Annotated in this window: 24 protein-coding genes and 1 pseudogene; 13 read left to right on the top strand and 12 right to left on the bottom strand. The window is 63.2% G+C overall.

The window, feature by feature from the left end; all coding sequences use genetic code 11:
- Window positions 1–5 precede the first annotated feature (5 nt).
- The 3 genes and pseudogenes from ABXS05_RS06725 to ABXS05_RS06715 all read right to left on the bottom strand — a co-directional run.
- Window positions 6–767: an SDR family oxidoreductase gene (locus ABXS05_RS06725; protein WP_367623340.1), complete on the bottom strand. Its 762-nt coding sequence runs from the start codon at window positions 765–767 to the stop codon at window positions 6–8.
- A gap of 174 nt (window positions 768–941) precedes the next feature.
- Window positions 942–1,298, bottom strand: a complete 357-nt coding sequence (locus ABXS05_RS06720; protein ID WP_311944391.1) for a hypothetical protein — start codon at window positions 1,296–1,298, stop codon at window positions 942–944.
- 50 nt (window positions 1,299–1,348) lie between these two features.
- Window positions 1,349–2,911 (bottom strand): annotated as a pseudogene (locus ABXS05_RS06715) (FAD-dependent monooxygenase); the annotation flags it as partial.
- A gap of 78 nt (window positions 2,912–2,989) precedes the next feature.
- Here ABXS05_RS06715 and ABXS05_RS06710 point away from each other — a divergent pair.
- A complete protein-coding gene (locus tag ABXS05_RS06710; RefSeq protein WP_367623339.1) occupies window positions 2,990–3,448 on the top strand; it encodes a MarR family winged helix-turn-helix transcriptional regulator in 459 nt (152 codons plus the stop codon).
- A gap of 97 nt (window positions 3,449–3,545) precedes the next feature.
- On the opposite strand, the gene ABXS05_RS06705 is transcribed toward ABXS05_RS06710, so the two are convergent.
- Window positions 3,546–3,917, bottom strand: coding sequence for a septal ring lytic transglycosylase RlpA family protein (locus tag ABXS05_RS06705; protein ID WP_082979910.1), 372 nt, complete (start codon window positions 3,915–3,917; stop codon window positions 3,546–3,548).
- 211 nt (window positions 3,918–4,128) lie between these two features.
- Here ABXS05_RS06705 and ABXS05_RS06700 point away from each other — a divergent pair, with 211 nt between their 5' ends.
- The 4 genes from ABXS05_RS06700 (at window position 4,129) to ABXS05_RS06685 (ending at window position 8,555) form a co-directional block, all read left to right on the top strand.
- Window positions 4,129–5,073: a mitochondrial fission ELM1 family protein gene (locus ABXS05_RS06700; protein ID WP_311944388.1), complete on the top strand. Its 945-nt coding sequence runs from the start codon at window positions 4,129–4,131 to the stop codon at window positions 5,071–5,073.
- 13 nt (window positions 5,074–5,086) lie between these two features.
- Window positions 5,087–6,049: a thioredoxin-disulfide reductase gene (gene trxB, locus ABXS05_RS06695; protein WP_311944387.1), complete on the top strand. Its 963-nt coding sequence runs from the start codon at window positions 5,087–5,089 to the stop codon at window positions 6,047–6,049.
- A gap of 176 nt (window positions 6,050–6,225) precedes the next feature.
- Window positions 6,226–7,116: a LysR family transcriptional regulator gene (locus ABXS05_RS06690; protein ID WP_068291406.1), complete on the top strand. Its 891-nt coding sequence runs from the start codon at window positions 6,226–6,228 to the stop codon at window positions 7,114–7,116.
- 1,046 nt (window positions 7,117–8,162) lie between these two features.
- The gene (locus tag ABXS05_RS06685) at window positions 8,163–8,555 is read left to right on the top strand and encodes a GFA family protein (protein ID WP_367623338.1); all 393 of its coding nucleotides are present in this window, start codon (window positions 8,163–8,165) and stop codon (window positions 8,553–8,555) included.
- 30 nt (window positions 8,556–8,585) lie between these two features.
- Here ABXS05_RS06685 and ABXS05_RS06680 read toward each other — a convergent pair whose 3' ends face one another.
- On the bottom strand, window positions 8,586–10,094 hold the full coding sequence (locus tag ABXS05_RS06680; RefSeq protein WP_367623337.1) for a winged helix-turn-helix domain-containing tetratricopeptide repeat protein: 1,509 nt from the start codon (window positions 10,092–10,094) through the stop codon (window positions 8,586–8,588).
- A 138-nt stretch (window positions 10,095–10,232) separates the two neighbouring features.
- On the opposite strand from ABXS05_RS06680, the gene ABXS05_RS06675 reads away from it, so the two are divergent.
- Window positions 10,233–10,478 carry a DUF1127 domain-containing protein gene (locus ABXS05_RS06675; protein ID WP_367623336.1) on the top strand — a complete coding sequence of 82 codons (246 nt, stop codon included), beginning with the start codon at window positions 10,233–10,235 and terminating at the stop codon, window positions 10,476–10,478.
- Window positions 10,479–10,571: 93 nt separating this feature from the next.
- Entirely contained in the window at window positions 10,572–11,207 is a 636-nt protein-coding gene (locus ABXS05_RS06670; protein WP_367623335.1) for a TIGR02466 family protein, read from the top strand.
- A gap of 12 nt (window positions 11,208–11,219) precedes the next feature.
- Here the strand turns inward: ABXS05_RS06670 and ABXS05_RS06665 are convergent, their stop codons facing one another.
- Window positions 11,220–11,972, bottom strand: coding sequence for an SDR family NAD(P)-dependent oxidoreductase (locus ABXS05_RS06665; RefSeq protein WP_311944382.1), 753 nt, complete (start codon window positions 11,970–11,972; stop codon window positions 11,220–11,222).
- A 103-nt stretch (window positions 11,973–12,075) separates the two neighbouring features.
- Window positions 12,076–12,723 carry a YiiX/YebB-like N1pC/P60 family cysteine hydrolase gene (locus tag ABXS05_RS06660; protein ID WP_367623334.1) on the bottom strand — a complete coding sequence of 216 codons (648 nt, stop codon included), beginning with the start codon at window positions 12,721–12,723 and terminating at the stop codon, window positions 12,076–12,078.
- 211 nt (window positions 12,724–12,934) lie between these two features.
- Between ABXS05_RS06660 and ABXS05_RS06655 the strand changes: the two genes are divergently transcribed.
- The gene (locus ABXS05_RS06655; RefSeq protein ID WP_068291418.1) at window positions 12,935–13,996 is read left to right on the top strand and encodes a calcium:cation antiporter; all 1,062 of its coding nucleotides are present in this window, start codon (window positions 12,935–12,937) and stop codon (window positions 13,994–13,996) included.
- A gap of 137 nt (window positions 13,997–14,133) precedes the next feature.
- Here ABXS05_RS06655 and ABXS05_RS06650 read toward each other — a convergent pair whose 3' ends face one another.
- Window positions 14,134–15,708, bottom strand: coding sequence for an ABC transporter substrate-binding protein (locus tag ABXS05_RS06650; RefSeq protein WP_367623333.1), 1,575 nt, complete (start codon window positions 15,706–15,708; stop codon window positions 14,134–14,136).
- Window positions 15,709–16,137: 429 nt separating this feature from the next.
- On the opposite strand from ABXS05_RS06650, the gene ABXS05_RS06645 reads away from it, so the two are divergent.
- Window positions 16,138–16,689: an AAA family ATPase gene (locus ABXS05_RS06645; protein ID WP_367623332.1), complete on the top strand. Its 552-nt coding sequence runs from the start codon at window positions 16,138–16,140 to the stop codon at window positions 16,687–16,689.
- Window positions 16,690–16,830: 141 nt separating this feature from the next.
- Window positions 16,831–18,078, top strand: coding sequence for an MFS transporter (locus tag ABXS05_RS06640; RefSeq protein ID WP_311944377.1), 1,248 nt, complete (start codon window positions 16,831–16,833; stop codon window positions 18,076–18,078).
- A 33-nt stretch (window positions 18,079–18,111) separates the two neighbouring features.
- Here ABXS05_RS06640 and ABXS05_RS06635 read toward each other — a convergent pair whose 3' ends face one another.
- Both ABXS05_RS06635 and dapA read right to left on the bottom strand, forming a co-directional pair.
- On the bottom strand, window positions 18,112–18,525 hold the full coding sequence (locus ABXS05_RS06635; protein WP_367623331.1) for a hypothetical protein: 414 nt from the start codon (window positions 18,523–18,525) through the stop codon (window positions 18,112–18,114).
- Window positions 18,526–18,780: 255 nt separating this feature from the next.
- A complete protein-coding gene (gene dapA / locus ABXS05_RS06630) occupies window positions 18,781–19,704 on the bottom strand; it encodes a 4-hydroxy-tetrahydrodipicolinate synthase (RefSeq protein WP_367623330.1) in 924 nt (307 codons plus the stop codon).
- A gap of 130 nt (window positions 19,705–19,834) precedes the next feature.
- On the opposite strand from dapA, the gene ABXS05_RS06625 reads away from it, so the two are divergent.
- The 3 genes from ABXS05_RS06625 (at window position 19,835) to ABXS05_RS06615 (ending at window position 21,973) form a co-directional block, all read left to right on the top strand.
- Entirely contained in the window at window positions 19,835–20,032 is a 198-nt protein-coding gene (locus ABXS05_RS06625) for a hypothetical protein (RefSeq protein ID WP_367623329.1), read from the top strand.
- Complete coding sequence (locus ABXS05_RS06620) at window positions 20,022–20,936, top strand: metallophosphoesterase (RefSeq protein ID WP_367623435.1); 915 nt, start codon at window positions 20,022–20,024, stop codon at window positions 20,934–20,936. The genes ABXS05_RS06625 and ABXS05_RS06620 overlap by 11 nt, the downstream gene beginning before the upstream one ends.
- A 185-nt stretch (window positions 20,937–21,121) precedes the next feature.
- Window positions 21,122–21,973, top strand: coding sequence for an EamA family transporter (locus tag ABXS05_RS06615; protein ID WP_367623328.1), 852 nt, complete (start codon window positions 21,122–21,124; stop codon window positions 21,971–21,973).
- 14 nt (window positions 21,974–21,987) lie between these two features.
- Here ABXS05_RS06615 and ABXS05_RS06610 read toward each other — a convergent pair whose 3' ends face one another.
- Together ABXS05_RS06610 and ABXS05_RS06605 are read right to left on the bottom strand one after the other, a co-directional pair.
- Window positions 21,988–22,476 carry a DUF2059 domain-containing protein gene (locus ABXS05_RS06610; RefSeq protein ID WP_311944372.1) on the bottom strand — a complete coding sequence of 163 codons (489 nt, stop codon included), beginning with the start codon at window positions 22,474–22,476 and terminating at the stop codon, window positions 21,988–21,990.
- A gap of 127 nt (window positions 22,477–22,603) precedes the next feature.
- The gene (locus ABXS05_RS06605) at window positions 22,604–23,524 is read right to left on the bottom strand and encodes a substrate-binding domain-containing protein (RefSeq protein WP_311944405.1); all 921 of its coding nucleotides are present in this window, start codon (window positions 23,522–23,524) and stop codon (window positions 22,604–22,606) included.
- Window positions 23,525–23,556 lie beyond the last annotated feature (32 nt).

Genomic DNA, 23,556 nt, shown 5'->3' with positions numbered 1-23,556 from the left:
CGCGGTTACGCTTTCGGATCCGGATTTTCCGTATGCCCGTCGACCGCGATGATCTGGCCCGATACGAGTCTGGCCGCATCGGATGCCAGGAACACGGCCATGGCCGCGATGTCCTCGGCGCTGACGAAGGAACGCATCGAGGTTCCGCCGGCATAGCCGGCATAGATCGCATCGCGCGTCGTGCCCTTGGCCGCAGCTTCCCTGGCCATGACGGCTTCCATGCGGGGACCTTCGACGGCGCCTGGGCAGATCGAATTCCCCCGGATGCCATAGGGGCCGAGTTCCATCGCCAGCGTTTTCATCAGGCCATTGATGGCCCATTTCGAGGCGCTGTAGGGAGCCCGGTTCGGATAGCCGTAAATGCCCGCCGTCGACGAAGTCAGGATGATGGCGCCCGAGCGCTGTGTCTTCATGTGAGGTGTTGCATGCTTGGCGAACAGGAAGGCGCCCTCGAGATTGACCGCCAGGCAGTGCCGCCAAGCCGCGACCTCGATAGTCTCGATCGGAGCCGTGGGACCGGCGATGCCGGCATTGGCACACAGGGTGTCCAGCCCGCCCCAGGAAGCGCAGATCCGGGCGAACAAGGCTTCGACTGCGGCTTCGTCGCAGACATCGAGCGGCGTACGCTCCCAGGTCGGCGGACAGGAGGCCAGGGCGCCTGCATCAACGTCTGCGACCCACACACGCGCACCCGCCTTGTGAAACGCCTCGGCCATGGCCCGGCCGATGCCGCTGCCTCCCGCCGTGATCAGAACGCGCTTGTCCATGGTGATGCCCCCTGGTTCGCCCGCCATAGTTTGAGGAGGCTACGCTTGTCGACGCCTCGAGCAGGGGGCGGGAAGCGACGCAAAGCGTGCCTGTTGCGACTTTGTCCGGGTGCTAGTCGCTCGGGGCAATCGCCGTACGAAAGCCGAAGATCCTGCCCAACGGCAAAAGCCCCTTCAGCGTTGCCAGCTTCGGGCGGCGAGCCACAGGCCGAACACCAGCACGGCCACCAGGACGACATGGAATATCGTGTCGCCACCTGTCTGTGGTCCGATGCCGATGGCGATCGTGAAGGCGCCGACCAGCGTTCCGAGAAGGGCAAGGCCTTGTGCGACAAGGGCGGCATGTCGCGCCAGGGACGGACGGACAAGGCCGGTGGCGAAGCCCAGCGCCAGGATGACGGCGATGATCGCTTCCGCAGTGGCAGCTCTCGAATGGGGCTCTCCAAAAGGCAGCAGTCCCGCATGCACCAGGGAGGCACAGGCAAAAAGCGTAATTTCGGGGGCGAGCAGGCGTGCGATCGGAGCGGTCATGATACTTGGTTCGCGTTTCCGGTCATGCCCATGCCAAGGCGACGCAGGGCGGCATACAGGGTGTCTGGTTTGCTTTCATCCGGGGAAGAACGCCAGGCGACGAAGCCGTCCGGCCGTACCAGCACGGCTCCATCCGGATCGAGGCGATAGGCAGCCGGCCAGCGGTCGTCGACGTCGACGATATCGCCCTCGGCGCCGATGATCTCGCAGGCGAGCGGCAGGTCGAGCCGCCGACGAGCCTCCTCGGCTGCCTGGCGCCAGTCGGTCTTGCTTGCCAGCAGCACGAGACCTTTGCCGAAGAGATCGAGACTGGACAGGCGCTGGCCATCGCGTTCGAGCCAAAGATGCGGGGCGCGGGTGCCGGGCTTCGCCGCCAGCGTGGCATGAGACTCGAAGGGCGTGCTCGACATGAGGCCGGCCGGCGGGAAGGCGCCGGCTTCGAGGCGCTGGCCGAGCACGACGTCGTAATCCGGCACGACAGGAACTGCCGGCGGCAGGCGCTTGGTGGGGTCCTTGAACCAGCTTTGCAGCCGGGCGAGGGCCTGGGCCAATGTCGCCTGCACGATGGGGCGGCGCTCGGCGTCATAGCTGTCGAGCAGACGCGGATCGGCCTCACCCTTCAGCACCATGGCCAGCTTCCAGGCGAGGTTGTGGGCGTCGTGAATGCCGGTATTGCCACCGAAGGCGCCGGTCGGCGGCATCAGATGGGCGGCGTCGCCGATGAGGAAGGCCCGGCCCTCGCGAAAGCGGTCGGCGATGGCGGCGGCGACCTCCCATGCCCTGATGTCGACCGGTTCCGCCTTGATGCCGGGGCGGCCTGCCGCACAGATCGCCAGTTCGCGGCAGCGGACTGCGTCGAAGTCCGCCGGGCGTTCGCCTTTCTGCGGAAAATATTGCAGCGCCAGCAGCCAGCGACCGCCGGCGCGCGGCGTGACGGTGCCGTTGAGATCGGTGATGAAGCAGGAGGTGAAGCGTCTGCCCTGCAGGATTGGCGGCAGGTTGGTGTCGAAGATGATGCTGATCCAGTGCTGCAGGGAGCCGGGGCCGCTGCGACCGATGCCGAGCCGTTCGCGCATGCCGCCATTGGCACCGTCGGCAGCGATCACATAGTCGGCGAGCACGACCTCCTCTTCTCCGTTGGCGAGGTTGCGGATGCGGGCGCGGGCTCCGGTAGTGTCTTCCTCGATGCCCTCGAGCTGGCGGCCGAAGCGGATCTCGGCGCCATGACGTTCAGCATGGCGGCGCAGGATTGGCTCCAGCACGTGCTGGTCGCAGGTGGCAGGCTGGGTGGGGCTGAACGGGGAGGCGTCCGGCCAGCCGAGATCGCTCCACTGAATGTCGGGATCGGCGAGGTTCTTCGCCCGTGCAATGCCGCCGCCCTGCTGATCGCCGGTCCGCTCGGCGCGGATTTCGTCCTCCAGCCCGATGCTGCGGAAGATCTCCATGCTGCGTGGCGAGATGCCGGTGAATTTGTATTGGATCGAGGTGCCGGCGTGCCGCTCCACCACGAGGCAGCCTATGCCCCGATGGGCGAGCAGCGCGGCCGCCGTCAGGCCGGTGAGACCGCCCCCGACGATAAGCACCGAGGTTCTGGTTCGCGAGATCGTTTCCATGGCTATCGCCTCCGTTCGCTATTATTTTGATTGACTAAAATATTTTAATAGTCAAATATTTTTAGCGAGCAAATTTTCGTGTCTGCCGAGGATGCCCTGATGACGCCGCCGGATCGCAGCCCCGACCCCGCTTCTGCGGCCTGGCGGCTGATGTTCGATTATCTGATGCGCTCCTCGCCGCAGCGTCTGGAGAGCCTGCAAAGCCGCGGCCTCACGCCCAATGACTCCAGGGTCCTGTTCACGCTGGATCGGGAAGAGGCGCGTCCGATTGGTACGCTGGCGCGGCAATGGGGCGCCGATCCCTCGACGGCCACCTGGCTGGTCGACCGGCTGGAGCGGGCGGGCCTCGCCGAGCGCTCCCCTGCGCCTGGTGACCGCCGGGTGAAGCTGGTGCGGCTCACCGAAAAGGGGGAGGCCACCCGCAAGGAGTTGATGGAAGAATATTATCGCACGCCGCGCGAAGTCGCGGCCCTTGCTCCGGTCGATCTGGCGGAACTGGTCCGCATCTTCTCCAAATTGAACCAAGGCGTGGAATGAAAGGGCGTCGCCACCGGCTCCAAAGGCTGGCGGGCGCAAAGAAAAAGGGCAGCCCGGAGGCCGCCCCTATTCGCTCGTCTTCTCTTTATTGTCTCGCTCAGCGGGCTGCGAGCCGCTCCATCTTCACCTTGGCGGTGCCCGAAGACACCATGCCGACGGCGCGGGCGGCGCCATAGGAGAGATCGAGGACACGGCCTTTGGCGAAGGGGCCCCGGTCGGTGATGCGCACCACAACCTTCTTGCCATTGCGCAGGTTCGTCACCTGCAGCTTGGTTCCGAAGGGCAGCGAGCGATGCGCGGCAGTCAGACCACCCGGGTTGAAACGTTCGCCATTGGCAGTGCGGCGACCGCTAAATTCCTTGCCGTAGTAGGAGGCCACACCGACGGAGTCAGCATAGCTAGTTCCCGTCATCGTTAGTAGAGTAATTGCTGCGGCAAAAAATGTAGCGTTCGTCGTTTTAGACGTCATTCAGTCAAGCTCTCAATAGTTGGGGATGCGCCGGGTTATAAGGTGAATTGTGTTCTCAATATGATTGACAAAAAAGCCCCGATGAACTCAAGGACTTAGGCCTTTTGTCAGCGCTCTGAGGAGCTAATCTGGACTGGATTTTCAAACAAAAAACGCATCTGATTTGAACCCCGGTGGCGTGCTGGCGAAAGGACGTGTTAAGACCGCCGTCATGGCTCTGATTTGGACCCTCACGGACGGCAAGGCGGGCGACGCTCTGCAGTGCCTCGGCGTTGCCGAGGCGGTGCTGGAGCAGACCGGCGGCAACATCGTGGAACACAAGGTGTCGCCGCGGCGCCTCTATGCCCTTGCCATGCCCTGGGGGCCGCCCGACCCGGCCGACCTGTGCAAGCTGGCGCCACCCTGGCCCGACCTGGCGATCGCCTCGGGCCGTCGCGCCGTGAGCTACCTGTCCTGGCTGAAGCGGCGCTCGCCCGCCACGCTGACCGTATTTCTCAAGGATCCTCGCACCGGAACCAAGGCGGCGGATTTCATCTGGGTGCCGGCGCATGACCGTCTGCGCGGGGCCAATGTGCTGGCCACACTGACCTCGCCGCACCGGCAGACGCCGGCCGTGCTGGCGGCGGCGCGCGTGGACGCCCGCGCCGAACTCACCGCTTTGCCGCAGCCGCGTGTCGCCGTGTTGGCGGGCGGTCCCTCCAAGGACGTCGCCTTCACCCCCGATGATGTCGAGGGCTTCGTATCGGCATTGTCGCGGCTAGCCGATAGCGGCGCAGGGCTGATGGTCACCCCGTCGCGCCGCACGCCGCCCGCGATGGCGCAGGCGATCGCGCGGGCCCTTGAGGGCAGGCCGGCATGGATCTGGGATGGGCAGGGGGCCAACCCCTATGCGCAGATGCTGGGGCTGGCGGATGCTTTCGTGGTGACCGCCGATTCAGCCAACATGGTCAGCGAGGCGGCGGCGACCGGCAAGACTGTCCATGTCTACCTGCCCAAGGGCGTGCCAGCCAAGATCATGCGCCTCGTCGACGCCCTGATTGCGCACGGGGCTGTGGTGAAGTTCGACGGGCATCTTGAAAACCACCCCTATGAACCCCTAGATTCAACCCCTTTGATTGCTCAAGAAATCCTCGCGCGCCTTCGGGCGGCATCCTGATTGGAACCTCGGCATGGCTACCCGTCACTCCAAGCTCATCATCCTCGGCTCGGGCCCGGCGGGCTATACCGCGGCAATCTATGCAGCGCGCGCCAATTTGTCGCCCCTGCTGATCTCCGGCATCCAGCCCGGCGGCCAGCTCACCATCACCACCGATGTCGAGAACTATCCCGGCTTCTCCTCGGTGATCCAGGGGCCCTGGCTGATGGAGGAAATGCGCAAGCAGGCCGAGCATATGGGCACGGGCATGGTGTCCGACCATATCGCCAAAGTCGACCTGTCGCAGCGTCCCTTCCGCCTGGAAGGGGATACCGGGGACGTCTATTTCGCCGATGCCCTGATCATTGCCACCGGTGCCCAGGCCAAATGGCTGGACATGCCGTCGGAGGAGAAGTTCCGCGGCTTCGGCGTCTCGGCTTGCGCCACCTGCGACGGCTTCTTCTTCCGCAACCGCAACGTCACCGTGGTCGGCGGCGGCAACACGGCGGTGGAAGAGGCGCTCTATCTGGCCAATATCGCCGCCAAGGTGACGGTCGTGCACCGGCGCGACCATTTCCGTGCCGAAAAGATCCTGCAGGATCGCCTGTTCAAGCATCCCAATATCGAGGTGGTCTGGAACAGCGTGCTCGACGAGATCGGCGGCAACGAGATCCCGCTGGGTGTCACCCACGTCAATCTGCGCAATGTCGAAACCGGCGTCGTGACCAAGCATGATACCGATGGCGTCTTCATTGCCATCGGGCACAAGCCTGCCTCCGAACTCTTTGCCGGACAACTCACCTTCAAGAATGGTGGTTATATTCAGACCGTCGCGGGCACGACGGCGACCAGCGTTCCGGGCGTCTATGCTGCCGGCGACGTCGCCGACGACGTCTATCGCCAGGCCGTCACCGCGGCCGGCATGGGCTGCATGGCAGCGCTTGAGGCGGAGAAATGGCTGGCGGCTGAGGAAGTCCACAGGGAAGCTGCGGAATAAATCGATTTCCGCCCTAAATTTGCCACCCGTTTCAAACTTTTAGGCAATCATCATATACTCTGCGCAAATCAGATCTTCGCGCGTCGCCGAATACGCGTTGAACTTGGCCGACGTTGAACCGAAGCAAAGCAAGGGTCGAAGCGCAGAATCTGGAGCGGGGCTGAACTGGGTGCTTCATGGATTGGGATAAGCTCAAGGTCTTTCACGCGGCTGCGGAGGCCGGCAGCTTCACGCATGCGGGCGACGTGCTCGGATTGTCGCAGTCGGCCGTCAGCCGGCAGGTCTCCGCTTTGGAAGGGGATCTGCGCACGCCGCTGTTCCATCGTCATGCGCGCGGGCTGATCCTGACCGAACAGGGCGAAATGCTGTTCCGCACCACCCAGGATGTCATGCTCAAGCTGGAAGCGGCGATGGGCGCCCTCAGCGACAGCCGGGAAAAGCCGAACGGGGAATTGCGCCTGACCACCACGGTGGGGCTCGGCACCTATTGGCTGACGCCGCGCATCGGTGAGTTTCTCGATCTTTATCCCGATATGCGACTCAAGCTCCTGCTGACCGAGCAGGAGCTCGACCTGGGTATGCGTGAAGCCGATGTCGCGCTGCGCATGCGCCAGCCCGAGCAGGGAGACCTCATCCAGCGCCGGCTGTTCACGGTGCATTTTCATGCCTATGCCGCGCCTGAATATATCAAGCGTTTCGGCCAGCCGCGCAGCATCGAGGAGATCGACCGCCATCGCATCATCAGCTTCGGTGGCACGGCCGGCAGCTTCCTTCAGGCGATCAACTGGCTGAATACGGTCGGGCGCGATCCCAAGGACCCGCGTGAGCCGGTGTTCGAGGTCAACAATCTCGGCGGCGTCAAGACGGCGGTGGAGAGGGGCGTGGGCCTCGCCGTGCTGCCCGATTATCTCGTCGGCCGTGAGTCGACCCTGGTCCAGGTGCTGCCCGATGCGGAAATGCCGCAGCTCGAGACCTATTTCGTTTATCCCGAGGAGATGAAGAATCTGGCCCGTATCCAGGTTCTCAGGGATTTCCTGGTCAGCAAGGCCCAGCGCTGGGCCTTCTAAAACCTCGTGCCAAGAAGACGATGCCGGTTTTCGGCAAAACGCTGCGGCAACAATGACTGTGGGCACCGGGCCGGATTCCGAAATCGGGTCGGGTGCCGCAGATCCCGCGCGATTCATCCAGGCACCCGCAAGCTTGCATGACCTGACCAGGCATGGCCTGGACACCCAGCGTCTATCCGACGGCAGGCGCAGCTTCCAGCCAACCGGATCGGAACCGGGGCATTCCTTTCCGTGAACTGCGGTGCTTTCCGACTGGGTTCTGCGGGCCGCTTGCCTATTTTTACAGCAAAGGTGTGCTGCGCGCCGTCTTGACCAAGGATTGGGCAAAAAGGGTGGCCATTTCGGCGGCAATTGCATCTATGCGCAGCACGCAGGGCCGGCATGTGAAAGAAAGCGTTGCAGGAGGGGGCCGGCAAATATACTCTCAGCCTTGTCAGACGTTCGGGCCATCATCCTCCCGGTGGCGACCTGGAGCATCTGACGTTCCCCTCTGGATGGTGACTTTTGGACTTTGTCCAAGCTACGGCCGGGTTCGTCCCGGCCGTCTTTTTTTGTCCAGAGTGCAAGGCGGTAGTTTTCTACAGCCTGCTTCATCGGCACAATGCTACATGACAACTTTGTAACAACGCTGAAAGGGAAAGTTTTTCCTTCCAGCGTTGCCGGGTTAAGTCTCGATTACGGACGCCGCGATCGCCGATCCAGGTGGGCTCGGGCTCTTCATGTCGAGGAGAGAATACCGCCGCCTGGGAACGGGACGGCATCCATATACCGCCGGACGGTCTCGGCAAGACGATGACCTGGCCAATGCGGCGGCAGCAGGATCAGGTTTTAGGCAGCATGGGCTTGAGCGGTCCGAGGCGCCCTTCGAAAGGCCAGCTGACTTTTCGACGTATGAACCAGCTGACTTTTCGACGTATGAAAATGCAACGAGACAGGGCGATCGGCAAAAAGCGCGAATCGGTCTTAGGATCGCCCTGAGGGATCGTGGCAATGACGGGCCGGTTCGTTGTAACCATCTGATCGTTTGATCGCAGGGGATACGCAGCATGGACCGATTCACTGGCGGCTGTTTGTGTGGTGATGTCCGGCTCGTGGCATCGGGGCGCCCATACCGGGTCGGCCTGTGTCACTGTCTCGATTGCCGCAAGCATCATGGGGCGCTCTTCTATGCCTCCGCAGTGTTCCCCCAGGAGGCGGTGACGATCGAGGGCCAGACACGCGACTATGCCGGCCGGTTTTTCTGTCCCCGTTGCGGCTCGTCTGTTTTCGCACGCAGCGCTGACGAAATCGAAGTGCATCTGGGCACCCTCGATGCCCCCGATCAGTTGATGCCCACCTATGAAAGCTGGACCGTCCGCCGCGAATCGTGGTTACCGCCGTTTCCGCTCAAGAGCCACTACGAACGCGATCGTGAAGCTTCGGACCGGTCCGAAGATTAGAGAAGAGGCGATTTTCTCGAATTGTGTTTCTCACTCTGGCAGGCCGGCCTTGCGGCAGCCATCGACGAAATGCTCGAGCGTGGCGGCATCGCGGAAGGGTTCCGTCCTGGCCCAGTGGCGAATCGTGAAATGCGGGTTGCCGACGAGGAACAGTTCGACCTCTGCGCGCGCCTCGTCGAGCCGGCCTAATTGGGCCAGGCTTGCCGCCAGGAAGCGGCGTGAGCTGGTGCGGTAGGTCTCGTCCCTGCGCAGCGTCTCGACGGCAGCTTCATAGTCGCCGGCCGCATATTGCGCCTGCCCCAGCGTCAGATAGTACCAGCTTGCCGGAAACGGGTTCAGCCGGAACGCCTTGCGGATCTGCTCGAGACCTTCCTCGACCCGGCCGGCCAGGACCGAGATGTCGGATAGGACCGCCCAGATGTCGGCCTCGTTCGGATCGAGTTCGATCGCCTTGGCGAATTGCGTGTCCGATTCGGCGAAGCTGCGGTCATAGGCCAGCAGATAGGCCAGGACCCAGCGGCAGCCGGCATCGTTTGGATCGAGCGCCACCGCCTTGCGCGCCAGTTCCAGCGCGACGCTGCGGGAGGCCTCGGTCGGACCACCTGAATGCACCCATCCCATCCAGTGATTCATGGCAAGCCAGCGATAGGGCTCGGCATAATCGGGATCGAGCAAAGTCGCGCGCGTCAGCATGAGATGGGCTTCCTGCGCGGTCTGTGGTGAATCGTCCATCAGCCTGCGGGCGCGCAGGCACAGGTCGTAGGCCTCGAGGTTCCGGGGCGGATTGCGGGGCGGAGGGGTACGGAGCCGGCGGAGCAGCGCTTCCATGATCTTGCCGGTGACCTCGTCCTGGACGGCAAAGATGTCGTCCAGGCTGCGGTCGAAGCGCTCCGCCCACAGATGGTCCCCGCTCACCGCGTCGACCAGTTGCGCATTGATGCGGACGCGCCCGGCAGCGCGCCTGGCGCTGCCCTCCAGCAGATAGCGTACGCCAAGATCCTGAGCGATGCCGCGCACATTCATCGCCTTGCCCTTATAGGCAAAGGCCGAGTTGCGGGCGATGACGAACAAGCCCGAGATCCCCGACAGATCGGTGATGAGGTCTTCGGTCAGCCCATCGGCGAAGGATTCCTGCTCGGGATCGTTGCTGACATTCACGAAGGGCAGCACGGCTATCGACGGCTTGCCGGGCAGCGGCAACGGCTTTGGCTGGTCGCGGCCGAGTTCTTCGACGGCACCGGTGAAGCGATAGCCGATGCGTGGAACCGTGACGATCCATTCGCCGCCATCGGTGGCCGGGCCGAGGAGCTTGCGCAATTGTGCGATCTGGACGGTGAGGTTGCCTTCCTCGACCGCCGTGCCGGGCCAGGCTGCATCCATCAGCGCGGCCTTGCCCAGGATCTCGCCCGGCTTTTCGACCAGCGCCGCAAGCAGCTTCAACCCCCGATAGCCGACGGCAACGGGAGCGTCGCCCCGAAGAAGCGTTCCCGCGCCTGAATCGAGCACGAACGGGCCAAAGGTAAAGCGCGATCCCTGCATGGGGCGCAATCTATAGCCCATTTGGAAGTTTTGAGAACTATTTGGGAGAGCTTAAGTACGGCGCCGTTCGTGTCTTGCACAATCCAGCCTCAATCAGATCGGGGACCCTCTTGGACCTCGAACTTTATGGAGGTTGCCATGAACGATTTTCCCGCCCTTGGGTCGGCCTGCCACCATCAGGAATGGCCTGGAGAGAGCAAAACATTGCGCCGGCTCTGCAGTCTGGCGATCCTGCCAGGGATGATCACGATCTGGCGTCAGCGGGTCTATTTTCGCAGGGACCTTGAGGAAATGGCTAAAGCCAATCCCCATTTGATCGAAGATATCGGCATGAAGAAGTGGCAGGTCGAGGAGGAGATCGCCAAGCCCTTCTGGCAGAAATAGGGGAGGGCTTCGGCATTGCGGCAGGGCGTTGGGCTTGCGAGCTTTCGCTGCCGAACGCAAAACGAAGCGACAAGTGGCTTGACAGGCGCGCGCTTGCCCGGCAACTCCCTGGCCATGGCCGAGATCAAGACCCTTTTCGTCACCAAGCTCTATCGTGCCGAACTCGACGAGGCGCAAGCGCCGCTCGCCGAGATCGACGCGACCTGCCGTTCCCTCGCCGAGGATGACGAGGCCGGGCAGGCCTGGTGCTACAAGCATGGCTATCCCGGCTATACGTCCTACGCATCGCTGAATGACCTGCCCTGGCGTTTTCCGGCAATCAAGAAACTGGTGAAGGTGCTGGATGGCCATGTTGCCGCCTTTGCCAAGGAGCTCGAGCTCGATCTTGGCCGCGACAAGCTCAAGCTCGACGACATCTGGGTCAATGTGCTGCCGGAAGGCGGGGTACATACCTCGCACATCCATCCGCGCTCGGTGATCTCAGGCACCTATTATGTCGCCACGCCCAAGGGCTCCAGCGCGCTCAAGCTCGAGGATCCGCGGCTCGGCCTGATGATGGCGGCGCCCCCGCGCAAGGCCAAGGCGGCCCAGGAGCAGCGGTCCTTCGTCTATGAGGCGCCTCAGGCCGGCACGGTGCTTCTGTGGGAGAGCTGGCTGCGCCACGAGGTGCCGATCAACCAGGCGGACGAAGAGCGAATCAGCGTCAGCTTCAACTATCGCTGGCGCTGAAGCAACAGTCGCTCAATAGGTGGCACGGCCACCCGAAGCATCGAAGACCGCGCCGGTGGCGAAGGAGCATTCCTCGCTGGCGAGCCAGGCGATCATGGCGGTGACTTCGTCAACCTTGCCGAAGCGGCCCATTGGGATCTTGGACAGCATGTAGTCGATATGGGCCTGCGCCACCTGCTTGAGGATGGGCGTGTCGATCGTGGCCGGCGCGATGACGTTGGCAGTGACGCCGCTTTTGGCGAGTTCCTTGCCGAGGGCCTTGGTGAAGCCGATCACGGCGGCCTTCGAGGCCGAATAGGCCGAAGCAGTGGGGTTGCCTTCCTTGCCGGCGATCGAGGCTAGGTTGACGATGCGGCCATAGCCGCGCTTCTTCATCATCGCCGCGATGAAGCGGTTGGCATAGAACAACCCGTTCACATTGATCTCGAAGATGCGCTTCCATTCCTCGATCGGATAGTCGATCACCGGCGCATTGCGTCCGGCGACGCCGGCCGAGCAGATCAGGGCGTCGATCTGGCCGAGATGGCGTTCGGAGGTCTTGGCGGCGGTCTCGACAGCCTCCGGATTGGTGACGTCGACCACCAGGCCGAAGGTGCCGGGGCCGATCTGCGCCTTCGCGGCATCGATGCGCGTGGCGTCGACGTCCCAGATCATGATCCGGCCACCTTCGGCGGCGATGCGCCGGGCGCTGGCGAGGCCGATGCCGGAAGCCCCGCCGGTGATGACGGCGCTACGGCCTTTGAAACGATCGGCGAAGAGGGCCATGGCAGCGCTTTCTCCCGATGGTGACGACGGCTTTTATGACATCCTATTGCAGCGCAGCCGTCGGGCAAGCCGGAAATGCGGTGATTTCCAGCCTTGGGGGGCTCTAGAGATCACCGCCGACACGTTCGACCCGGTTGTCATGGGCGATGTTGACAGGTGTGACGATCCCCTGGTTCTGGATGCGGGTCCAGCAGGCTGCGGCATCACCCGCCGTGCCCTTGCAATCGGGATGGCTGGCCCAGCGCTGAGCGAACAGCGCCTTCACGGTGGGGTTTCGCACCGACAGGTCACCGAAACGGTCGATTCGTCCGAGGGAGATCCCAACGCTCCTGAAAGCCTCATAGGGCAGCTCGCTGCAGTAGATGGCGCTCGGATCGAGGCGGAAATAGAGATCGTAAGGTCGGCCGAGATAGGTCCGTGCCGCCGTGATGGCGGCATTTGCCTTGGCTTGATCGAGCCCGCGTAGCCGATAGACGGCGAAGCGGCCTTTCATGCCGCGGGCAAGGAAGGCCTCGAGCGGCGTTTGCCGGACGATATCGGCTGCCTCGATCACCATTGGCCCGGAGGGCGTGAGGGCGACGATGCCCATATGCGTGTAGGCGCTGCCCGAGGCCAGGCGGATCGCCTCGCTTTGCGGGCTCTTCGACTGCTGGAAGACGAGGTCGCCCTGGCGCAGGGGAGGCAGGTTCTCCGCCTGGGCCGGGACGGCCGTCAGCGCAAGCACGATTGGGAAAAGGACTGTTGCGCGCATGGACCCTCCGGCATTGTGGTATGGAAGGTAGGGCGCGGGAATGTTGCCTGTCGAGCCCGCATGGCGTGGAAAATCCGTGCACGGCTCCACTGCTTCCAGGCGAATGGCGACGGCTCTTCAATCTGGGGAGCCTGTTCTTCGGGACAAGATTGACCTTCCCTTGCGTCTCCGCGCCGGGCTATGAAACCTATACGGCTTCGCAGGAGGTTCCATGCTGTCGAAACGCGATTTCGTGACGCTCGCCATCGCGGGAGGGGCATCGGCCGCCACAGGTATCGCGAACTACACCGGCGCCTCTCACATCCTCGTCTTCGTCATCGGTGCCGTTGCTCTTGCCGGGCTGGCCTCGCTGATCGGCGAGGCCACCGACCATCTCGGGCGCTATCTCAGCCCGGCCGCCACCGGCATCGTGCAATCGGCGGTCGGTAACCTGCCTGAACTGTGCGTGTGTATCTTCGCGCTGCGCGCCGGGTTGATCGAGGTGGTGCAGGCTTCGCTGATCGGCTCGATTCTCGGCAACAGCCTCTTGGTGCTCGGCATTGCCTTCATCGCGGGCAGTGTCCGCCACAAGGTGCTGGTGTTCGATGCGGCAGGACCGCGCATGATCGCGGCCCTTCTGCTTCTGGCGGTTTCCGCGCTGATGCTGCCGACGCTCGCTTCGGTGATGCACCTGCCGGCGGGCGCCCATGAGGACAAGCTGGCCCTGGTCTGCGCCGGCGTCCTGCTTCTCGTCTTCCTGGTTTCCGTAAGGGTCATGCTCGGCGGCAGCGAACGCACCGTGCCGGCCGAGGCGCATGGCCAGCAGGAGGGGGGCTGGCCCCTCTGGCTGGCCTTGACGATCCTGGCGCTCGCCGGCGTCGCCGCCCTGTTCGTGTCGGACTGGTTCGTCGAGGCACTGAACCCGGCGATCGAGACGCTCGGCATTTCCCAGGCCTTCGCCGGCCTCGTCATCGTGGCCATCGTCGGCAACGCAGTGGAGAATGTCGTGGGCATCCAGTTCGCCCTGCGCAACCAGGCCGAACTCGCCATCAGCGTGATCCTGAACTCGTCGCTGCAGGTTGCGCTCGCCCTTATCCCGGTGCTGGTCTTCGTCAGCTATGCCATGGGTGGGACGCCCTTCACCCTGGTGATCCCGCCGATGCTGGCGGTGGCCCTGATGCTGTCGGCCATCATCGGCGTGGTCGTCACGGCGGATGGCCGGGCCGACATGGCGGATGGCGCCGCGCTTGTCGGCCTCTACGTCATCATCGCCGCCATTTTCTGGTGGGGCTAGAGTAAAGTGCGATTTCTCTGAACCGCACTTTCTCTCTAACTCTTTGTTTTAACGCGTTTTATTAATCGAAAAGTCTATCAACTTTTCTGAAAAACACTCTAGGGCCCTGACCGGCGCCCTAGCTGGGGCGTTCGAACTCAGGCGAACCAGGCCTTTTCGGCGATGCGCTGGTCGCACATGTCGTAGCGCGGATGGGGCGCCGTCCCCATCACCTTCTTGGCATAGCCGTCGAGATAATCGCTGACGGCAAAGCAGATCATGCCGCCATCGTCGTGGATCATCTTCTGCGCCTCGAAATACATCTCCTTGCGCTTGGCCTCGTCTTCCTCCACCCGTGCGGCGAGGACAAGCTTGTCGAAATCAGGCCGCTTCCAATGGGTGTCGTTCCAGGCCGCATCCGAGAGATAGGTCTGCGAGAGCTGCAGGTCGATGGCGGGACGGTCGCCCCAATAGACCGCGCAGAAGGGATCCTTGAGCCAGATGTTCGACCAGTAGCCGTCGGCGGAGACGCGGGTGACGGTGAGCTCGATACCGGCCTGTTTCATCGATTCCTGGTAGAGCAGGGCCGCGTCGGTGGCGCCGCTATAGGCGCCCTCGGAGACCTTGACCTCCAGCTTGGGGCTGCCCGCCTTCTTGTAATGGAAGGCCGCCTTCTCCGGGTCGTAGAGCGTCTGTGCCAGGTCCTTGGCAAAATACTTGTTCATCGGGCTGATGGTGGTGTCGTTGCCGACGGTGGCATAGCCCTGATAGACGGTGTCGACGATCTTCTTGCGGTCGATGCCATATTTGAGCGCCCAGCGCAGATCGACATTCGAATAGGGATCGGCGTCGCACAGCGCCACGAAGGCATAGCGGTTGCCGGTGCCCTTGGTCTGCACCACGCTTACATCGGGCGAGGATGTCACCAGATCCATGGTCTTGGGGTCGAGACGGTTGATGGCGTCGACCTGGCCGGCGATCAGCGCTTGCAGGCGCGAGGAGGAATCGCCGATATATTGCAGCTCGACCGAGTCGAAATTGCCGCAGCCCGGTTTCCAGTAATTGCCGGTGTTCTTGGTCACCACACGCACGCCCGGCTCGAAGGTCTCCAGCTTGTAGGCGCCGGTGCCGTCCGGCTTGGAAAAATCGGTGAAGCCGTTGGGCACGCCGAGGATGTGATAGTCGGTCAGGTTGTAGGGCAGGTTCAGGTTGCCGCCGCTCAGGCTGATCTGAATCTGGGTCGGCGAGAGTTTCTTGATCTCGGTGATACCTGACAACAGGTCCTTGGCCGCCGATTTGGTGTCGCCGCGATGCAGGTTGATCGAATAGATGATGTCGTCGGCATCGAGCGTCTTGCCGGAGTGGAAGGTGACGCCCTTGCGGATGTTGAAGATCCATTCCTTGGCGCCGGGCTTGGCTTCCCAGCTCTCCAGGAGCTCACCGACGGCATTGCCGTTATTGTCGATCTCGACCAGGCCGTTCCAGATCTGATAGCCGTAGTTGAGCGGGATGGAATCGGCGAAGGAGCGTGGATCGAGGGTGTCTGAGGCCGAGCCACCCTCCATGCCGATGCGCAGCGTGCCACCCTTCTTGGGTGTCTCCGCGGCCAGGGCTGGCCCTCCGAGAACGCCGGTCAGGCCATAGCCGAGGCCGAGCGCGGCGGCTCCCTTCATCAGCTCGCGGCGATCCACGATCAAGCCCTGTGCTCCCGACTTGCCGATCCTGTCTGTCATGCCTGACTGTCCCCCGTGATGTTGCGGAAGGAGCGGCCACGCGCGGCCATACCCCCTCTCGATCGCCATGGTGTTGCCTCGGACGCGGAGCAAATGACCTGCAACCGACGCTCTCTGCAGGAGAGGCGACGGTTTGTGTGATTTCGTGCGCCCTTTGACGGGCGAGAAGCTGGCTCGGCGGCGAGGGGTTTTGATTGGAGCCTTGTCAGGGTAGACTTGCCCGGCGAGTCGCGAGGCAGGCCAGCTTTCCGGAAGCTGCGGCCCCAAATCGGCCTCCCGGGCAAGTGCCCGGTCGATGCGGCCGGCTTCAAACCAGCTGCCTTCAATCCTTCCATCGTCGGCGTGATCCGGCCCGTTCGCGCGGATGCACTCCGCACGCCCGCTGTCTTTCCCAAAGCACTGTCATTTCAAACAGGAGGAGATCGAGCCTTGTCTCAGATCGATCGTTTCGTCGTCGTCACCGGTGGTCCCGGATCCGGCAAGACCACCTTGATATCGGCCCTGGCTGCCGAGGGGGGGCGTACCATGCCGGAGGCCGGCCGGGGTATCATCCAGGACCAGATCATCATCGGCGGCAATGCCCTGCCATGGGCCGACCGCGCTGTCTTTGCGAATCTGATGCTCGCCGCCGACATGCGTTCCTATCGCGAGGCGCAGGCATTCGAAGGGCTGGTGGTTTTCGATCGCGGCATCCCCGATGTGATCGGTTACCTTCACCTCTGCGGTTTGCCGGTGCCTGAGCCGGCTCGCAGGGCAGCTGCGCTTTGTCGCTACCGGCGGCAAGTCTTCATCGCCCCGCCCTGGCCGGCGATCTATGCCGGCGATGCCGAGCGCAAGCAGAGCCTCGAGGAAGCAGAGGCGACCCATGCCGCTATGGTCGATGTCTATACCCGCCTCGACTACGAACTGGTTCCACTGCCGCTCCTGCCTGTCGCCGAACGGGCAGCCTTCGTATTGCGCGTCCTGGAGCAGGGCACATGAGACGCCCGTTCAGAAGGTCAGCCATGCTCGGATCGATCTGGCAAAGCCGGGACGGAAGCTGCTATAGCCTGACCATTGCACGCCGTCCGGTCGGCGAAACAAGCATATTCAGGACAATATTCCGGAACGAGGAAACTCCCCGTGTCAGCTTTGCCCCGTGAGGCCGATCGGCCTGGCGACGTCGATTCCGCCTATTCCTGGTTGCGTCTGGTTCTCACTCTCATCCTTGGTACGGTGGCGTGTGTCGGCAACTGGTCGGTCGTGGTCGTATTGCCGACCTTGCAGGTGGAGTTCGATACGCTGCGGGGCGGGGCCTCCCTGCCCTATACCTGCACCATGCTGGGCTTTGCGGTCGGCGGGGTGGTGATGGGCCGCCTGGCTGATCGGGCCGGCATCGTCGTGCCGATCCTGATCGGGGCTGTGCTGCTCTGCGCCGGCTATGTGCTGGCAGCCTTCACTTCCAATATCTGGCAGTTCGCTGCCCTCTCGATCGTGATCGGCCTCGGTTCGGCTGCCGGTTTCGCGCCGCTGATCTCGGATCTTTCGCACTGGTTCCGCAAGCACCGGGCGCTGGCGGTGACCTTTGCCGCGTCGGGCAGCTATCTTGCCGGCGCCGTCTGGCCGCTGGTTATCGAGCACTTCCAGTCCGATTATGGCTGGCGTGCCACCCATATCGGCATCGGCCTGTTCGCACCGGTTGCAATGGTGCCGCTCGCTTTGGCGCTGACCCGACGGCCCGCAACCACCACCTATGCGGCCGCTGAGGCCGCGACGGAGGCCGCGCGCGGAGAACTCGGTCTTTCGGCGAATGCCCTGCAGGCGATCCTGGTGGTGGCTGGCTTTGCCTGCTGCATGGCGATGTCGATGCCGCAGGTCCACATCGTCGCCTATTGCGGGGATCTCGGTTACGGCGTGGCCATCGGTACCCAGATCATCGCCCTGATGCTGGGGCTGGGCGTGGTCAGCCGCCTTGCTTCCGGCGTGGTCGCCGATCGCATCGGCGCCGGGCCGATGCTGCTGATCGGCTCCGCCATGCAGGGGGCGGCGCTACTGCTCTATCTTTTCTTCAACAGCCTTTCCTCGCTCTGGGTCATTTCGGGCCTGTTCGGTCTGTTCCAGGGTGGCATCGTGCCGATGTATGCCGTGATCATCCGCCAGTTCCTGCCGCCGCGCGAGGCGGGGGCCCGCATCAGCCTGGTACTGATGGCGACCGTGCTCGGCATGGCGTGCGGTGGGCTCGCCTCGGGCTTCATCTATGACGCCACCCAGTCCTACCGGCTCGCCTTCCTGCACGGTTTCCTGTGGAATGTGGTCAATCTCGTCCTGGTTGGCTGGTTGCTGATCTGGCCGAAATGGCGCCAGCGCAGCAGGGCGGCACTGGTGAGCTGAAGGTCGGCTTGCGGCCTGATCCCGCCGGGCCCGTCAATCGTTCACGGCGATGTCACTCAGGAGGAAGCCCGCTGGCGTCCTGGTGAAGACAAAGATCTGCTCGCCGCAACCAACGGAATAGGAGTCGTTGCCGTCGCCATCGCGATCATAAACGGGCTTTTCGCGTTGCAGGCAGGCCCGGGTCTTTGCGGTGAAATCGGGCCGGTAGATCTTGGCGCGGAACTGCGCGGCATCGGCGATGGCGCTGTCATTCTGAAATGGCAGTTTCGCCAGGCCGGCGACGGCCGCTGCGTCATTGGCCTTCAGCGCAGCCCGAAACCTGGTGATGAAGCTGCTGAATTCCTTCTGCACGGCGGCGGATGCAGCCGTGCTCTTGGGAGCCTGGGCGAAGGCCGGGATGATGGACATCAGGGCGGCTGCCAGTACGATGCACGATGCCAGTTTCATCATCCTGTCCCCCTCCATCGTCCGCAATGAAACCTACACCCGCGCCGCGACCCGTCAATCCCGCGCTCAGCCTCCTGGCTGTGGAGTGGGCTCAGTGCAATGCATGTCATTTGAGAGTTTTCGATTTCGCAGGACCCTGTCGTTGCCGGGCTTGACCCGGCAATCCAGTCCCTTCGCGCGGCTTCAGGATAGCCGGGTCAAGCCCGGCTATGGCAGATCGGGGTGTCTTCCCTTCAAGGGGGATTGCGTCGAGGGCTAAGCCGCCGACTTCATCCGGTCGATCGCGCCGTCGAGGCGGACGGCGAGCGCGGCGCTCACCGGCGTCATCGGCAGCCGCAATTCGCCGCTGTCGATCAGACCGGTGCGCCAGAGCCAATACTTGATCGCAGCCGGATTGGGTTCGGCAAAGAGCAGCGGCACGAGATCGGTAAGGGAGCGCCAAGCGGCGCCGGCGGCTGGCTCGTCGCCCCGGGCAAAGGCGTCGCGGATGGCGATGAAGCTCGCGGTCTCGACATGGGCGGAGGCGAGGATTGCACCGTCAGCGCCAGCCGTCAGGGCGGCGTGGTAGAAGGCATCCTCGCCGGTCAGCACGGAAAAGCCTGGAGGCCGACGCCGGATCAATTCGGCCGATTGAGCCGGATCGCCACAGCAGTCCTTCGCCCCAACGATATTGGCCCGTTCGGCGAGCTGCAGCATTGCTTCGTTGCCGATGTTTACGCCGGTGCGATAGGGAATGTTGTAGATCAGGATGGGGTGCCGGCTACTGTCCGCCAGCACGCGAAAATGGGCGATCAGCCCGGCCTGGGAGGGTCTGCTGTAATAGGGGCAGGCAATCAGATGGCCTGCGATCGGCCAGTCCGCCAGGCTGTGAAGCCGCTTGGCGAGCTTGCGCGTATTGCTGCCGGAAAGGCCGAGATAGAGCGGCAGTCGGTAGCCTTGCCGGGCAAGCTCGTCGGCGCTGACCTCGACCAGCCGCTGGGTTTCATCCTCGTCCAGGGTCAGGCTCTCGCCTGTCGTCCCGGCGAGAACGAGGCCATCCAGCCCGAGCGTGCCGTAATGGCGAATGAGACGCCGCAGCGAGGTCTCGTCGAGCGCGCCGTCGCGGAAGGGCGTGATCAGGGGCAGCCACAGGCCCTGCGGGGAAACCTGCGAACGGTTGGCAGAAGAGGGGATTTCCATGGATCATCTCCGATGTGCCGGAGACGGCAGCAAAAAAGAACCCCGTCGAACCGGCGGGGTACATTTTCGATCTTGGTTCGCTGCTTATGGCGCGCGCGACGATCACCTGCCCCCGATGAGGAGGTGCTGTTTGGAAACGGCGAAGATGATGCGCAAAGTGGCCATGGTTCATCCTGCCGTGGGCAACCCTTCCCTGTCAAGCCGCCGTCATGGCACACTTCGGAGAGAATGGGCGGTGCGCGCTCCAGCAACGAGACGGGATCGGATGGGCAATCGCCTCTATCTCGACATGAACAAGGAAAATCAATCGTTTGACGATGAATTATGATGTGATCGGTGACATTCATGGCCATGCCGATGCGCTGCACAGGCTGCTGGCGAGGCTCGATTATCGCGAACGGGACGGCGCCTATCGGCATGCTTCGCGCAAGGTGATCTTCCTGGGGGATTTCATCGATCGCGGGCCGGAACAGGTCGAGGTTCTCAGCGTCGTCCGTGCCATGGCGAGAGCGGGCACGGCCCGGGCGATCATGGGCAACCACGAGTTCAATGCACTTGGCTGGGCAACGCCGAACGGCACCGGCGGCTTCCTGCGGCCCCACACCGAAAAGAACGAAAAGCAGCATGCCGCCTTTCTGGCGCAGATCGGGGAGAGATCGCCGGCCCACTGCGAGGCGCTTGCCTGGTTTGCCTCCCTGCCGGTGTGGCTTGATCTCGGCGGATTGCGGATGGTGCATGCGTGCTGGCATGCCGCCTCGCAAGCCTGCCTCGTAGCGACCTGCCTCGACGCAGCCGGGTGCTTTCACGAGAAGGGCCTGCGCAAGGCCTATCTTGGCGGCACGCCGGAACATCTCGCGGCCGATGTCCTGCTCAAGGGACCGGAAGTGCGACTGCCCGTCGGGCACTCTTTCCGCGACAAGGACGGTCACACCAGGCACGAGGCTCGCCTGCGCTGGTGGGATCGGGAGGCCAAGACTTTCCGGCTCGCGGCCCTGGGGCTGGACGGTCGGAGGAGCGAATTGCTGGATGATCCCGTTCCCCACGACTATCACTATCAAGAGGCCGTGCCCGTGATGTTCGGCCATTACTGGCTGTCGGGCAGGCCGCAATTGTTGTCGCCTACCGCATCCTGTCTTGATTTCAGCGTCGCCAAGGGCGGTGTGCTGACCGCCTATCGCTGGTCTGGCGAATCCATTCTCTCCAACGACAATCTGGTCTGGGTGGCGGCCTGAAAGGCGCACGCGAAACGTCGCACCCTGCGAAGCGACTTTGACATCGAACTGTCATAATGAGAAGGAGGGCACTGAAAGCGCTGGTGAAATTCGTCCCGCGTTTTTGTCTGTCCCTCTATCGTGCGCCACCCGCCAGCGGCACTGCCGCCGCCGGTGGGTGTCCGTCGTTTCGAAGTCCGCCCCCCATGGAATTGCAACTCCCCGTCTTCCTGGCCGTGCTCACTGCGGCGGCCCTGCATGCCGGGTGGAATGCGCTGGTCAAGATCAAGCTCGATCCCTTCCTGGCGATGACGCTGATTGCGGTGTCCTGCGGCATCATTGCCCTGCCGGCCCTGGCGATCACGGGGCTGCCCAACAAGGAAGCCTGGGTGTGGGTGGCACTATCGACCGCCCTGCATCTGGCTTATTACCTGTTCCTGGCTGAGGCCTATCGGCGGGCTGACATGAGCCAGGTCTATCCGATCGCACGGGGGGCGGCACCGCTGGCCACCACCGCGATTTCCTTGGCTTTCATCCATGATCCCATGACCTGGGGCAATGTCGCAGGCATTGCCGTACTGGGGCTCGGGGTCCTGCTGATCTCGCTGAAGGGGCAGCGCGGTTCGCTGGTCCCGAGCCGAACAGCCGTGATCTACGCCCTGCTCACCGCCGTCACCATCTCGCTCTACACCATCGTGGACGGTATCGGTGCTCGCGCCGCGGGAAGCCCGAATTCCTATGCCGCTGCCCTGTTCGCGCTCGACGCCTACCCGATGCTGGTGATCTGCCTGTGGCGCAAGGGCTGGGCCGGCGTGCGACCAGCCTTGAAATTCCTGGTGCCGGGCTTTGCCGGCGGGGCGATGTCGCTCGCCGCCTACTGGATCGTGATCTGGGCGATGACGGTGGCGCCCATCGCCCTGGTTGCCGCCACGCGCGAGACCAGCGTGTTGTTCGGAGGCCTGATCGCCATGGTCTTCCTGAAGGAACCCCTCACGCCGGTGCGCGGCCTCTCGGCCTTGCTCATCCTGGGCGGACTGGTGCTGATGCGGCTGGGATGATCCTGCTGCTGCCTTTACGGCGTCGCCGACTTGTTGCCGGCTCTTTCCTTCAGATATTCGCCCATCACCTCGCTGCCGACCTGCTGCCCCCACCGCATCCCGACGGTCGCCATGAATTGAGCGATGACCGGCTGTTTCTCGACCATCTTCTGTCCGGTCGGCGATTTATAAAAGGCGATGAGATTGGCGAGGTCTTCCTCGCTGAATTCGCGCGCATAGACTTGCGCTGCCAGGTCGACGAACTTGTCGAGATCCTTGTCCAGCCGCTCCGCGAAGCGCTTGGAAAATTCGACCGCAGTCTTCTCATCGGCACCTTGCCGCATGAGCATGGGCTTCATCTGTGACAGAAAAGTCGGGAAGAGCTTGCGCATGTTGTCGGTCGTACGCGCCAGAACGATGATCTCCTTGGCTTGAGCCAGCCGCCCGGCGTCGTCGGCGTGAAGGCTGTTCACGCCGATAAAGGCGAATGCGAGGCCGAGACAGGCCGTACGGAGGCGCAGCATGCGAACTCTCTGGGTGTGGGACATGAGGTAGGGCGAGATTGAGTAAAATCTCGCCCTTACCTTTCGTCAAGAGAGCTGTTTCTCAGAGCGTCGGAGGAGGGAGCCTGCCGGCCGTCTCCTTTAAAAATCACAGCAATCCGTTCGCCTTCAAAATGGCGTCGGCATTGTCCTTGGTGATGGTCTGGGTATCCAGCACCAGCTTTTTCTCGACCGTCCCGCCGCCTAGCACCTTCAGAGCCTGGCGCAGGCCCTCGGCGCCGGGCGTGGGATAGACGAAGGTCGCCGCAAGCACGCCGTCATGGACGTATTTGACACCTTCATTGGGCAAGGCGTCGACACCGACGAACAGGATGTTCTTTTCCCGGCCGGCATCCTTGGCAGCAAGATAGGCGCCATAGGCCATGGGGTCGTTGTGGCCATAGACCAGGTTGATGTCCTCGAAATTGCGCAGGGCCGTCGACATAACCTCATAGGCCTTGGCCTGTTTCCAGTCGGCCGATTGCTGGTTGAGGAGATGCTTGATGCCACTCTCCTTGTCCGCCTTCTCGTGATAGCCATTGGAGCGGTCGTGGCTCGCCTGGGTGCCGAGGCCGCCCCAGATCTCGACGACATTGCCTTTGGCCTTGCCGGCCCCGCCCAGGGTCTTGACCACGAAGTCGCCGACGGCCCGGCCGATCACCACATTGTCGCCGCCGATCCACTGGGTGTATTTCTCGGAATTGACGTTGCGGTCGAGCACGAAGACCGGGATCTTGGCGTCCATCGCCTTTTCGACGACCGCAGTCAGGCCGGCCGATTCCTTCGGGCTGATCAGGATGGCGTCGACTTCCTGGGTGATGAAGCTCTCGGTGTCCGACACCTGCTTTTCGGTCTTGTCCTCGGCATCGGCCATCAGCAGGTTGACGTTGGGATGCTTCTCGGCCTCCGCCTTCAGGTCCTTGTTGAACTGGACGCGCCAGGGCTCGAGCGTCGTCGCTTGCGAAAAGCCGATCGTATATTTCTTGTCGTCGGCAAGGGCGCGCGGCGTCCAGCCCAACGGGATCAGCATGGCGCCGCCGCCGGCGAGCGCGGCATGGATGA

Origin of the sequence: Labrys neptuniae, assembly GCF_040797145.1 — a bacterium.
GTDB lineage: Bacteria > Pseudomonadota > Alphaproteobacteria > Rhizobiales > Labraceae > Labrys > Labrys neptuniae.
The sequence above is the reverse complement of the archived record's forward strand: the minus strand, read 5'-3'. Positions and strand labels throughout refer to the sequence as shown.

Bases quoted from the DNA above. Each gene is read 5' to 3' on its own strand.
- ABXS05_RS06690 (WP_068291406.1), top strand. From the start codon at position 6,226: ATGGATTGGGATAAGCTCAAGGTCTTTCACGCGGCTGCGGAGGCCGGC.
- ABXS05_RS06615 (WP_367623328.1), top strand. From the start codon at position 21,122: ATGGAATTGCAACTCCCCGTCTTCCTGGCCGTGCTCACTGCGGCGGCC.
- ABXS05_RS06660 (WP_367623334.1), bottom strand. From the start codon at position 12,723: ATGCGCGCAACAGTCCTTTTCCCAATCGTGCTTGCGCTGACGGCCGTC.
- ABXS05_RS06725 (WP_367623340.1), bottom strand. From the start codon at position 767: ATGGACAAGCGCGTTCTGATCACGGCGGGAGGCAGCGGCATCGGCCGG.
- ABXS05_RS06620 (WP_367623435.1), top strand. From the start codon at position 20,022: ATGAATTATGATGTGATCGGTGACATTCATGGCCATGCCGATGCGCTG.
- ABXS05_RS06685 (WP_367623338.1), top strand. From the start codon at position 8,163: ATGGACCGATTCACTGGCGGCTGTTTGTGTGGTGATGTCCGGCTCGTG.
- ABXS05_RS06610 (WP_311944372.1), bottom strand. From the start codon at position 22,476: ATGCTGCGCCTCCGTACGGCCTGTCTCGGCCTCGCATTCGCCTTTATC.
- trxB (WP_311944387.1), top strand. From the start codon at position 5,087: ATGGCTACCCGTCACTCCAAGCTCATCATCCTCGGCTCGGGCCCGGCG.
- ABXS05_RS06605 (WP_311944405.1), bottom strand. From the start codon at position 23,524: ATGCTGATCCCGTTGGGCTGGACGCCGCGCGCCCTTGCCGACGACAAG.
- ABXS05_RS06680 (WP_367623337.1), bottom strand. From the start codon at position 10,094: ATGCAGGGATCGCGCTTTACCTTTGGCCCGTTCGTGCTCGATTCAGGC.
- ABXS05_RS06635 (WP_367623331.1), bottom strand. From the start codon at position 18,525: ATGAAACTGGCATCGTGCATCGTACTGGCAGCCGCCCTGATGTCCATC.
- ABXS05_RS06665 (WP_311944382.1), bottom strand. From the start codon at position 11,972: ATGGCCCTCTTCGCCGATCGTTTCAAAGGCCGTAGCGCCGTCATCACC.
- ABXS05_RS06700 (WP_311944388.1), top strand. From the start codon at position 4,129: ATGGCTCTGATTTGGACCCTCACGGACGGCAAGGCGGGCGACGCTCTG.
- ABXS05_RS06675 (WP_367623336.1), top strand. From the start codon at position 10,233: ATGAACGATTTTCCCGCCCTTGGGTCGGCCTGCCACCATCAGGAATGG.
- dapA (WP_367623330.1), bottom strand. From the start codon at position 19,704: ATGGAAATCCCCTCTTCTGCCAACCGTTCGCAGGTTTCCCCGCAGGGC.
- ABXS05_RS06705 (WP_082979910.1), bottom strand. From the start codon at position 3,917: ATGACGTCTAAAACGACGAACGCTACATTTTTTGCCGCAGCAATTACT.
- ABXS05_RS06650 (WP_367623333.1), bottom strand. From the start codon at position 15,708: ATGACAGACAGGATCGGCAAGTCGGGAGCACAGGGCTTGATCGTGGAT.
- ABXS05_RS06655 (WP_068291418.1), top strand. From the start codon at position 12,935: ATGCTGTCGAAACGCGATTTCGTGACGCTCGCCATCGCGGGAGGGGCA.
- ABXS05_RS06720 (WP_311944391.1), bottom strand. From the start codon at position 1,298: ATGACCGCTCCGATCGCACGCCTGCTCGCCCCCGAAATTACGCTTTTT.